Annotated in this window: 13 protein-coding genes and 1 rRNA gene; 5 read left to right on the forward strand and 9 right to left on the reverse strand. The window is 42.0% G+C overall.

Features of this window, described 5'->3' with window-relative positions:
• Positions 1-73: 73 nt before the first annotated feature.
• The 5 genes from L1D46_RS18125 (at position 74) to L1D46_RS18145 (ending at position 3,149) form a co-directional block, all read left to right on the forward strand.
• The gene (locus tag L1D46_RS18125) at positions 74-268 is read left to right on the forward strand and encodes a hypothetical protein (protein ID WP_130050090.1); all 195 of its coding nucleotides are present in this window, start codon (positions 74-76) and stop codon (positions 266-268) included.
• Between the two features lie 106 nt (positions 269-374).
• Complete coding sequence (locus L1D46_RS18130) at positions 375-740, forward strand: hypothetical protein (protein WP_167658784.1); 366 nt, start codon at positions 375-377, stop codon at positions 738-740.
• 8 nt (positions 741-748) lie between these two features.
• On the forward strand, positions 749-2,125 hold the full coding sequence (locus tag L1D46_RS18135; RefSeq protein ID WP_239977993.1) for a class II fumarate hydratase: 1,377 nt from the start codon (positions 749-751) through the stop codon (positions 2,123-2,125).
• 123 nt (positions 2,126-2,248) lie between these two features.
• A complete protein-coding gene (locus L1D46_RS18140) occupies positions 2,249-2,734 on the forward strand; it encodes a hypothetical protein (protein WP_167658782.1) in 486 nt (161 codons plus the stop codon).
• A 13-nt stretch (positions 2,735-2,747) separates the two neighbouring features.
• Entirely contained in the window at positions 2,748-3,149 is a 402-nt protein-coding gene (locus L1D46_RS18145; protein ID WP_130050093.1) for a hypothetical protein, read from the forward strand.
• Here the strand turns inward: L1D46_RS18145 and L1D46_RS18150 are convergent.
• The 9 genes from L1D46_RS18150 to rrf all read right to left on the reverse strand — a co-directional run bounded on the left by L1D46_RS18150 (position 3,142) and on the right by rrf (position 9,796).
• Positions 3,142-3,327, reverse strand: coding sequence for a hypothetical protein (locus L1D46_RS18150; protein WP_239977996.1), 186 nt, complete (start codon positions 3,325-3,327; stop codon positions 3,142-3,144). The two genes, L1D46_RS18145 and L1D46_RS18150, sit on opposite strands and share 8 nt — an antisense overlap.
• A gap of 65 nt (positions 3,328-3,392) precedes the next feature.
• Complete coding sequence (locus tag L1D46_RS18155; protein ID WP_054554605.1) at positions 3,393-3,710, reverse strand: hypothetical protein; 318 nt, start codon at positions 3,708-3,710, stop codon at positions 3,393-3,395.
• Positions 3,707-4,345 carry a hypothetical protein gene (locus L1D46_RS18160; RefSeq protein WP_239977994.1) on the reverse strand — a complete coding sequence of 213 codons (639 nt, stop codon included), beginning with the start codon at positions 4,343-4,345 and terminating at the stop codon, positions 3,707-3,709. The genes L1D46_RS18155 and L1D46_RS18160 overlap by 4 nt, the downstream gene beginning before the upstream one ends.
• A 71-nt stretch (positions 4,346-4,416) precedes the next feature.
• Positions 4,417-5,109 carry a PspA/IM30 family protein gene (locus tag L1D46_RS18165; RefSeq protein WP_239977995.1) on the reverse strand — a complete coding sequence of 231 codons (693 nt, stop codon included), beginning with the start codon at positions 5,107-5,109 and terminating at the stop codon, positions 4,417-4,419.
• 24 nt (positions 5,110-5,133) lie between these two features.
• Positions 5,134-5,547, reverse strand: coding sequence for a DUF2170 family protein (locus L1D46_RS18170; RefSeq protein ID WP_054563728.1), 414 nt, complete (start codon positions 5,545-5,547; stop codon positions 5,134-5,136).
• A 79-nt stretch (positions 5,548-5,626) separates the two neighbouring features.
• A complete protein-coding gene (locus L1D46_RS18175) occupies positions 5,627-7,348 on the reverse strand; it encodes a polyamine aminopropyltransferase (protein ID WP_167658780.1) in 1,722 nt (573 codons plus the stop codon).
• Between the two features lie 4 nt (positions 7,349-7,352).
• Positions 7,353-8,252 (reverse strand): DUF350 domain-containing protein, encoded by a 900-nt coding sequence (locus L1D46_RS18180; RefSeq protein WP_130050097.1) that lies wholly within the window; start codon positions 8,250-8,252, stop codon positions 7,353-7,355.
• A 30-nt stretch (positions 8,253-8,282) separates the two neighbouring features.
• Positions 8,283-9,215 (reverse strand): CHAD domain-containing protein, encoded by a 933-nt coding sequence (locus tag L1D46_RS18185; RefSeq protein WP_130050098.1) that lies wholly within the window; start codon positions 9,213-9,215, stop codon positions 8,283-8,285.
• Positions 9,216-9,681: 466 nt separating this feature from the next.
• Positions 9,682-9,796, reverse strand: a 5S ribosomal RNA gene (rrf, locus tag L1D46_RS18190).
• Positions 9,797-9,847 lie beyond the last annotated feature (51 nt).

The following is a 9,847-nucleotide window of genomic DNA, read 5'->3' on the forward strand; positions in this document are numbered from 1 at the left end:
GGTTACGATTATTAATTAATATTGGTACAGCTTATGCAATTTCTTAAGTGAATTAATCAATAGGAGTAATATTATGTATATCTCACCCTACACTGCTGTAGATGCAGCACTTGCTGCCAGCGAACGCGCTGAAAGCGAAAAAGCCGCCTTAACAAGTTGTGATGCTAGAGCAACTGTGATCGAACTACTTTCTCAATGTAATAAAGAAAATGTACAGGCGCCGAAAAAACATGAAACAGACCAGATTTTTATTCTCGGCTACAATTAATCACTCACAGTTAATCTATCCAGTCTTAGCTTCACTAGATAAGACTTGCACTAAAACCGATTAGCTGTAATGATAACAATTATCATTACAGCTAATCGGTTTTTCTATGCACTCTCACAATGCTATGCTGCAATATCAGCGGCAAATGAAATGTGTTTGCCAAAGACCAGGGCTACATGCCCCTGCACTTGTTGCTAACTATGTTGAAGCGGGTTTAAACATTGCACGCTATTACGAAAAGCATCACAACTTTATTTTGCAAGAGCTGTATCTAAGACGCACCTTTCATGAATTGCTTGAAAAGATGTGTGATTCATTGGTACATAATGCAATTCGTAAACAATGTTTGGCTCAGCTTTATAAACCGCAACTTGCGCTAAAGCGTTATTACAAAACTCATAACTGTATTGAAAAGTATTTCAGTTTGGAGCGAGAAGCATGTCTTCTCAGCCAAGAATTTAACCCGATTTAGGAGTGTTTATGAGCCAATTTAGAACCGAATCAGATAGCATGGGCGAACTACAAGTCCCAGCAGACGCTTTGTATCAAGCTCAAACGCAACGTGCTATCAACAATTTTAAAATTAGTGGCTTAGCCATGCCTAAGCAATTTATCACAGCCCTCGCCTATATTAAGCAAGCCGCCGCACAAAGTAACGCCGCATTAGGTCACTTGAACCAAGGCAAAGCGAAAGCAATTGAGCAAGCATGCCAAGAAATCATCGATGGTAAACACTTTTCAGAGTTTCCTGTTGATGTATTTCAAACCGGCTCTGGCACTAGCTCTAATATGAATGCCAATGAGGTAATAGCGACACTGGCAAGCCAACTGGCAAACGAAACTATTCACCCCAATGATGACGTGAATATGGGACAAAGCTCAAATGATGTGATCCCCACAGCAATTGCTGTAAGTAGCGCTATTAACATCATTTATGAACTATTTCCTAAACTAGATAAACTCAGTCAAAGCTTGCAAAACAAGCAAGCCGAAGTCGGCCATATTGTTAAAACTGGTCGCACTCATTTAATGGATGCCATGCCAGTAAGTTTTGCGCAAACATTAGCTGCATGGCAGTTACAAGTCGATCACGCCATGACAGGTATTCGCCAAGCACTAGAGCGGGTTTGTGAACTTGCACAAGGTGGTACAGCCGTTGGTACTGGTATCAATGCCGATCCAGCGTTTGCCGGTCAGTTTTGTCAGCACTTAAGTGAGAATTTAGGTATTCGCTTTAGCCCGAGCAAAAACTTCTTTTATAACATAGGTTCACAAGATGCTATTGTAGCGCTTTCGGGTCAGCTTAAGGTATTAGCCGTAGCACAGATGAAAATAGCCAATGACCTGCGCTGGATGAACTCAGGCCCTCTTGCAGGTCTTGGTGAAATCGAGCTTCAAGCCTTACAGCCTGGTTCATCAATTATGCCGGGTAAAGTAAACCCAGTAATCCCTGAAGCTGCAGCTATGGTCAGCGCACAAGTTATTGGCAATGACGCCACTATTACTGTGGCTGGTCAAGCTGGTAATTTTGAACTTAATGTGATGCTACCTGTGATTGCCTTAAACATTCTGCAAAGTATCGAACTGCTGGCTAATAGCAGTGAGGCACTTGCAGATAAAGCGATTACCAGCTTTAAATTAAACCAGAGCAATGTTGATAAAGCACTCGCCAAAAACCCAATTCTGGTTACGGCACTTAATCCGGTGATTGGCTATAGCAAAGCAGCTAAAATTGCCAAATTAGCTTATCAAGAAGGCCGTCCAATTATTGATGTTGCTGCAGAACATACTGATATCTCACGTGAAGAATTGAGTGAGTTACTCAACCCAGCCAAACTAACCCAAGGCGGTTTGTAATCCTTTAGTACTCCTGTAGCTCTGTGATAACAGAGCTACTTTCTCAAAACTAACGTTTTTATTGCTCCACTTTGAGCAATGTGTATGATAGTGAGTACTTATTCAACGATTTTTAGGTATGTTATGCGCTATCCTCTATTGGCAATTTTATTTCCTGTGTTATTAACTGCGTGCTCTGACGCTGCAACGGATGGGCAAGCCGAATCAACGGCAACAAGCGATAAACTTGTCGAGGCACCAAAAGCCGTAAAAATAGAAAATACTGAAGAAGTGACTAAAGCAGCTCCAGATAAAGCCACTATCAGCTCAGCCCATGAGCAGCTTAAACAATTAATCGATGATCCAAGCTGTGATAACAGCAGCCAATGTAAAGTATTACCTGTTGGTAGCCGTGCCTGTGGCGGCCCAAGTAGCTTCATTGTTTATTCAACCAAAACAGCTGACACGGCTGAAGTTGAAAAACTTGCAAAAGATATCACTGCCCTTGAAAAACAATTTAACGCAGCGAACGACATGATGAGTATTTGTCAGCATCTAACCGCACCAGGTGCGCAGTGTTCTGCTAATACTTGTGTTAAAATCGAAGGCTCAGCGGCAAGTGTATACTAAGGAATAAGCAATAATGGTTCGTTCATCGACTTTAAAGAAACTTTTCATCACTACAACTATGTTAGCAAGTATTGCTTTAACGGGTTGTGAAACAACAACGTCGGGTAGTTCTGTGCGCGTTGATTTGAGTGATTTAAATGATCAGCTGAACGATATCGTTAGTAATAATAGTTGTACAGCTAGTTTTCAATGTAAGGTGTTAGAAGTCGGTGAAAGAGCATGTGGTGGCCCAAGCCGCTATGTGGTCTATTCAACATTGAACACGGCACAAGAAAAAGCAGAGCAACTTGCTGAGCAAATTACAGCAGTTGAGAGGTCATCTGGTCAAGCATTAACAGTTAACGACTGTTCACCTGTCTTACCGGTACAATCGCTGTGTATCTCACAGCAATGCCAAGCCATCGAGATTAAGTAAGTAATGCAATAAGGCCGGATACTATCACCACGCTGATGATACAAACCCCGGCCTTATAAATGTATTTTACATGCATTGTATTATGCACCCAGTAAGCATAAATGTAGCGAACAAAGTAACTTGCTGCAGTGCCAAATAATGCAAAAATAACTAAATACGCAAGTAAAATAATATCCACAGTCATGCCACTTCTTTCAAACATCTAGTCTCAGTGTAAGGGCTTAAAGAAGTAAAGGCAAAACCTTAGCTTTTTTTACTATGTTCAATGAGTAATTCAGCAACCCGCTGCTTTACAGCACGCTTATCATCGGCTGCAACACCAAAACGCTCAGCCAATAAGGCAATCTCTTCATCATTTAAGTTAAACGATAAACGCTGCCTGGTTTTTTTCGATTTAACGTCGAGCTCCAAAATCTTACGGATCATATCTGATGGGGTAAGCTCTTGGTCAATTGCTTGTTTTTTTATTGATTTTTGCACTTCACTGCTTAAATCAAACGCCATTTGCGTGGCTCTTACGGCCTGCTCCTGACGCTGCCACTTGGCTTTTGCATCACTCACTTGGCATCCCCAGGAAATAAATCAACAATATCGCTAATTGGTCTAGTTAACGTGAGTGATACTTCTGTTTCACCGCCTTCCCAGATCTCAATATTTAAACTATGTGATTCATCATCAGAGCTTAAACAAATCATTTCACACGGTTCACCGCCTTCGTCTTCGTAACGAGGTAAAGGCTGATTACGGTAATCCTTATTATGGAAATAACACACATAAGGGGCTTCTGTTTGTTTATAGCTTGATGCTAAAAAGTGGCTAAAGCGTTCAGGGCTATTCTGCACATTAATTGCCGTTAGCTCATCTTCATCAAAAATACGAGCGAACTCATCAAAGGTAAAAATCTCATCAACATCATCACGCTGAATTTTGATCGCAAAGTTTGCCCATTGTTCACCGTCATCTGATTCAATTTGCAAAAACACCACTTGGCCAGATTCACTCTCGAGTACCAGCTCATACTCTGCACTACGTTGATACTGATACGTTTGCACATCAATAACACGCAGTGTCTGTCCTTTTAACCAGCTTGGGTAAGCGAACGAATCAATCACAGTTAGCATATCACCAACGAGTAATTGGCTTGGATCAGTAAGCTGACGCTCTGGTGCTTTTTTAGATTTGAAAAAGTTAAACATTGGCTGACTCCTTGTTGAAGCAAAAAAGGTAACCCAGTGCGTGGGTTACCTTTTGTCTTTCCGTTAACTGATTAGCTATTTTGTTTTGCTTTAATACGCGCCAAAATATCTGCGCTTTTTGGGTTGGTATCGCCGATACCCGCTTCAGCCATTTTCGCTTTTAAATCATCGCCGTTAGTATCAGCTTCTAATTGCTTAGCCGCACCTAACTGGTCTTGACGGTCTTGCTGGCGTTGTTTAATACGCTCTAGAGACTCGCGTGCTGATGTCATTGATGAACTATTAGTATTTAGCGTGCTGTTAACAGCCATTGTTGCTTGCTGCACACTTTCAGTCGTTTTAACCATCGTTAATTGACGTTGGTTTTCTTTAATCGACTTTTCAGCATCTTTAACTTGCTGCTTTAGTTGCACAATGTGGTTACTAAAGCCAGCTAACACTTCTTCGTGCTCTGCTTTTTCAGCTTCGAAATCACCGATTTTTTCTGCGATTTCTAATGCTAACGCTTCGTTACCTTTTTCAAGTGCTTGACCTGCATACGCTTCATGTTCTGCAATTGATGCATCTAGTGCGCTAATTTTACGCTTAGTTTGCATCTCTTTTGCCATTACTTCGGTAAGGCTTTTCTTAGCGCGTTGTAAGGCATTTTGTGCATCAGCAATTTCTTGTTCAAAGATACGGATACCGTTTGCATCAACAACTGCTTGTCCTGCTTCACGAGCGCCACCACGTACAGCTGTAAATAGTTTCTTTAAAATACTCATAATCTTAACTCCAGAAATTGCTAATTAATCGTTTAAATAAATGGTCACGGCTTCAAGTGCATCAATCGCATTGTCAGCCAGTGTTACCAACTCATGGGTAATATCATCAAACGATGAATTAACCGATAGCGCGCCAAAAATAGCGTATTTGTCATCAATTTTTGCAAATGCGCTTAATGGAATTGGCACATTTAAACGTAGTAACGTTTCGTTTAACTCATTACGCATATCTGCTTGTACTTCGTTTTCAGCAAACAGGTAGCTAATACACAGTAATTGCTCTTCTGTTTGAGTAACAAAGATAGGTAACTCATCATTCCCATCGACGATAACTTGTAACACATCTTGTTCACCTTCGTTGGCAATCAAGAAAGACTCAAAGCTCACACCTTCTGTTTCAAAAGAAGCCAGTTTGATTGATAGTTCATTTAATTCCATGTCTCACCTTTTTACGTTTTGACATATTATGTCTGAGTTAAGATTTGCATAGCCGACATATTATGTCAACTATAAAATATCAATTTTTGTACAATTCGGTTTCAACTTGCCACGCTTGGCGGTAATAATCATATAAGGTTCCAGAACCTAATCTATTGACTTCTATCGTGTTTACTTGTTCAAAAAAATGATTCGGAAACACAAAAGAAGCCAATAAATATTCTTTACTTACCCAACGAGATGGCACTGGTAATTCGTTAGTTTCACGAATTCGCTGACTTGCTGATTTGCCAGCCGTGGTCGCGATTGTCCAACCCCATTGACCAAACGAAGGAATATTTTGTTGGTATTGCTCAACATAACCAAAGCCAGCTGCTTTCATTGTTTTAGCAATACTTAAAAACGCTTTTTTCGCATGATAAGGCGATGTTGATTGCACAGCCACAGCCCCATCAGGCGCCAACAACTGACGCACATGATTATAAAAATAGTCACTGTACATCTTATTAAGGTCAGGATGGTTAGGGTCTGGTAGGTCAATCAAAATAGTGTCAAAGCGCATGCCTTTTGCCAACATAGCTTCAACTTCTAAAAAGGCATCTGCAATGCGAATATCAGCGCGAGGATCACTCATAGAATGCTTATTTAGCGCTGTTAACCGTGTTCTTATTTCCTCTGGCGCGTCATATTCACCGACCTCATTGCCAAATAAGTTTAACAACTGACCATCTAAATCAACCAAGGTGACATGCTTTACTGGCCACTTCAAAACATCGCGCAATGCAAGCCCGTCACCACCCCCGATGATCAACACGCGGTCATGACGATTTGAAGCCAACATAGCAGGATACACAAGCATTGAATGATAAATTTGCTCATCCACACTTGAGAACTGTAGACGGCCATTGAGGTAAAGATCAGTAATTGCATTCGGCTGATTGCGACTTAAACGCTCGGTTAACACTAAGTGCTGATACTTGGTTGCTTGCGAGTATATGACTTTATCTTTGTATAAAACATTGCTGAGGTTTTTCATCCAGCTGGTGCCAAGCACGAGCACAAATGCAAAAAACATCAACAACAGTACATGGCAAACCAACAATAACTTAGCGAAGCGAACATGTTGATGATAGCGCCATAAAAACACCAGACCAGCAATAATATTAAACAACGCCGTCCAAGCTGCCGCTTGCATAATTGGCATTGCAAGCATAATGCTTACCCAAATCGCAGCACCGACACCGGCGCCAATATAATCAGCCCCGTAAATAGTACCCGCATTATTTTCTAAAAAGCGACCATAAACCTGCTGGCGAATACGCGCGATCAAAGGGATCTCCATACCAATTAATAGCCCGAGTAATAGGCCAAACACATAGGGTAAGAAACGTGACCACTCCTGTAGCTTTTCAAATACATAGCCGTTAAGGACAGTATCCGCAGGCAGGTTAAAAATTTCAGAGAAGATATGCGGCAATGAATAACTCACAGCGATAACGCTAGCAATCGCTAAAATACAGCCCATGCCGACCAAAGCAATAATACTCTCAAGCCAAGCAAAAGCAGTAAATGCATCTTTAAACCAACGCGCTAAAAAAGCACCGATACCCATAGCCACAATCATGGTACCAATCATGGCATAAATGGCGCTCTCGACCGAGCCTAGAACCCGACCTGCATAATGAGATAGCAGATATTCATAAATAAGGCCGCACCCAGCGAGTACGGCCATAACAGTTATTAATAGGAAGTCATGCCCAAGTAGATTGGCCCTACTTGGGGCGCTTGTTGTAGTAGACACTTAATTAGGCACCTAACAAGGTTGCCATAGTCGAACCTATCGCAAATGAAACCGCTGCAGAGATAGCAGCTACACCTACGTTTTTCTGGCGGTTTACTTCATCTGAAATATCACAGCCTGATAAGATGATTTTGATAGTCACTAAGTGTAATAAAATGAAGGCAACTAAACTTACCGCTGCACTTAATGCCCAGTAACCTAAACTAGCAGCAATGTTGTCAGCCGCATAAGGAGCGATACCTGATGCAGCAGTTAATGCCAATGCACTACCCACTAAAAAGCCAGCGTAACGAATACCCACGGCTAAGTTGCCGTCGATAACCGCTTGTTGCAAGCAGTCACCACTGCGATTAGTACGCTTGAATAACTGCACGCGATATTGGCTGATCAATAGCATCGCAATGCTGCCAATTGCAAAGGCCGCGATCACGATTGGAATACCATGCCAGCCTTCGGTCGCCACCCAAAATAAAGCTGAGCGAATAACAATAGCTACACTCACTACATGACCAAAATCAATCAATGCAGCAGTTGCGTTGCCTTTTACGATTTCGTCATGCAGACTCACTTTACGAAGCGCTACCTTGTCTTGGAAGAAGTGACCAAGCTTAATAAGCACAATTGCCATCACACCATAACCTAGCATTTGTAATGCTTCTTGTTGTAGGGTAGGTGCAAATGCGCCGCTGCTTACACCACTAAGAACAATGGCAAGTGCCACAAGTCCGGCCGCAAAACTAATACCAAAAGCAAAATTGTCGCGCTCAGTTATTTCATCATTAGCATGTAAATTAGATACCCAGCCTTTGATAAATTTTAGGCTGACAAATAAAGCGATAATGATTGCAAAGTCGATTGCTAAAGCTTGCAACGACCAAGTTGTTATTCCATTAAATTCATACATATGTTGTAACTCCGGTGGTTATTCTTTTCACTACTTACCGCGGCTAATGCCACGTGATGTTCTGCTCGAGCTGTTTCGTAATGACCCAGAGCTTTTACTGTAACTACTGCTAGAAGCATAGCTACTACGGGTGCGTGGTGGTGTATAGCTGCTTCGGCTTAATCCAGATGCACCACTGCGTTTAGTGGCATACGGACTAGTGAATTGTTTACCCTGGCGTTGATAAGACTGACGAGTACGCGTCTCTACCGTTTGTTGTGCTTTAATCTGTTTTGGGCTCGAATAACGATAACGGCCATAGTCATTGTAATAGCTGTACTTTCTGTTTCTGCTCCAGCGACCATATTCAACTCGGTCGAATACATCGCCCAACATACGATACATCCCATACCAAACCCAAAAGCTTGTACCGTTGCTATTAGTTTGCCACTGCCCATAGTTAGGGTTACCGACCAATTGGTTACCAACGCTTTCACCTTCAGCTGCTTCACTAATAGCGCCAACCCTTGCTAGTGACCCTTGCGACATGTCTGCAAGCATATTGATAGGATCAGTAAGCGCATCTTGAAATAAAGATGGCTTGGCAGCATCACGAATGAGATCAAGTTGATGAAGGGTATCTTCATAAGGTGGTATTAGATAAGTAGACTTAACATCTGCTAAGCGTTGTGTAAGACCTGTATAAATAGCCCCGTCACGGGTCGCATCAAGACTAATTACTCGTGCGATCTCAGAAAGTTGCGGCTGCTGCTCAGCAAGCACCTGTCCGTATTGTTTAAGTATCGTCGCATTACGCAAAGAGCCATTATCAAGCGCTGTACCAAGCTGATTTAATTCAACCTCAGCTTTTTCTATGGATTGTTGTATTGTTTGTTTCAGCTGCTCTTCTTTCGACTCACAGCCCATAAGCAAGCTTACCAAACAAAACAGGCTAATAAGTTTCCAAGCTTTTATTTGAGACATTCATGTCACCTGATTGTGGTTTAAAAACGCAAATAGTTTTACATAGCTCAGGTACTAAACCAAGATTAAAATTGCAACAAAGGGTAAATTTGGTTGGTACATTGGGTAGATCGCAGCGAAACCCAACACAGAGCTATCAGATTTCAGCCGTCAGCGTTCAGCCGCTCGGTGGAGGTGTTTTGGTCAGAGTCTCCCCTAAGCAATAAGATCCCGCCGGAGGCACTAAGAATTGCTAGGTTCTAGGTTCTATGTTCTAGGAAGAGTGTATTTGTAGGAATGGCTTTAGCCATGAATGTGTTTGTTAAGGTCTAGATACGGCACTGACGTGCCTCCTACTCGTTTTGTTGCTGAGGGAGACTCTGCACTATACAACCCCACATTTCAGCTGACGTCTGACGGCTGAAAGCTGACAGCTCCAGACGCAAAAAAGCCCGACTCTTTCGAATCGGGCTTTCTTTAATTTGGAGCCTGGCAATGTCCTACTTTCACATGGCAAATGCCACACTATCATCGGCGCTGTTTCGTTTCACTACTGAGTTCGGCATGGGGTCAGGTGGGTCCAAAACGCTATTGTCACCAAGCAAATTTGGTTTTAATTCGCTCTTTTGAGCAAATTAATAAATCTGGAATTC

Origin of the sequence: Pseudoalteromonas sp. Isolate3 (assembly GCF_022398505.1) — a bacterium.
GTDB classification, from domain to species: Bacteria; Pseudomonadota; Gammaproteobacteria; order Enterobacterales; family Alteromonadaceae; genus Pseudoalteromonas; species Pseudoalteromonas apostichopi.

Bases quoted from the DNA above. Each gene is read 5' to 3' on its own strand.
- L1D46_RS18170 (WP_054563728.1), bottom strand. From the start codon at position 5,547: ATGGAATTAAATGAACTATCAATCAAACTGGCTTCTTTTGAAACAGAA.
- L1D46_RS18125 (WP_130050090.1), top strand. From the start codon at position 74: ATGTATATCTCACCCTACACTGCTGTAGATGCAGCACTTGCTGCCAGC.
- L1D46_RS18145 (WP_130050093.1), top strand. From the start codon at position 2,748: ATGGTTCGTTCATCGACTTTAAAGAAACTTTTCATCACTACAACTATG.
- L1D46_RS18180 (WP_130050097.1), bottom strand. From the start codon at position 8,252: ATGTATGAATTTAATGGAATAACAACTTGGTCGTTGCAAGCTTTAGCA.
- L1D46_RS18135 (WP_239977993.1), top strand. From the start codon at position 749: ATGAGCCAATTTAGAACCGAATCAGATAGCATGGGCGAACTACAAGTC.
- L1D46_RS18130 (WP_167658784.1), top strand. From the start codon at position 375: ATGCACTCTCACAATGCTATGCTGCAATATCAGCGGCAAATGAAATGT.
- L1D46_RS18165 (WP_239977995.1), bottom strand. From the start codon at position 5,109: ATGAGTATTTTAAAGAAACTATTTACAGCTGTACGTGGTGGCGCTCGT.
- L1D46_RS18185 (WP_130050098.1), bottom strand. From the start codon at position 9,215: ATGTCTCAAATAAAAGCTTGGAAACTTATTAGCCTGTTTTGTTTGGTA.
- L1D46_RS18160 (WP_239977994.1), bottom strand. From the start codon at position 4,345: ATGTTTAACTTTTTCAAATCTAAAAAAGCACCAGAGCGTCAGCTTACT.
- L1D46_RS18140 (WP_167658782.1), top strand. From the start codon at position 2,249: ATGCGCTATCCTCTATTGGCAATTTTATTTCCTGTGTTATTAACTGCG.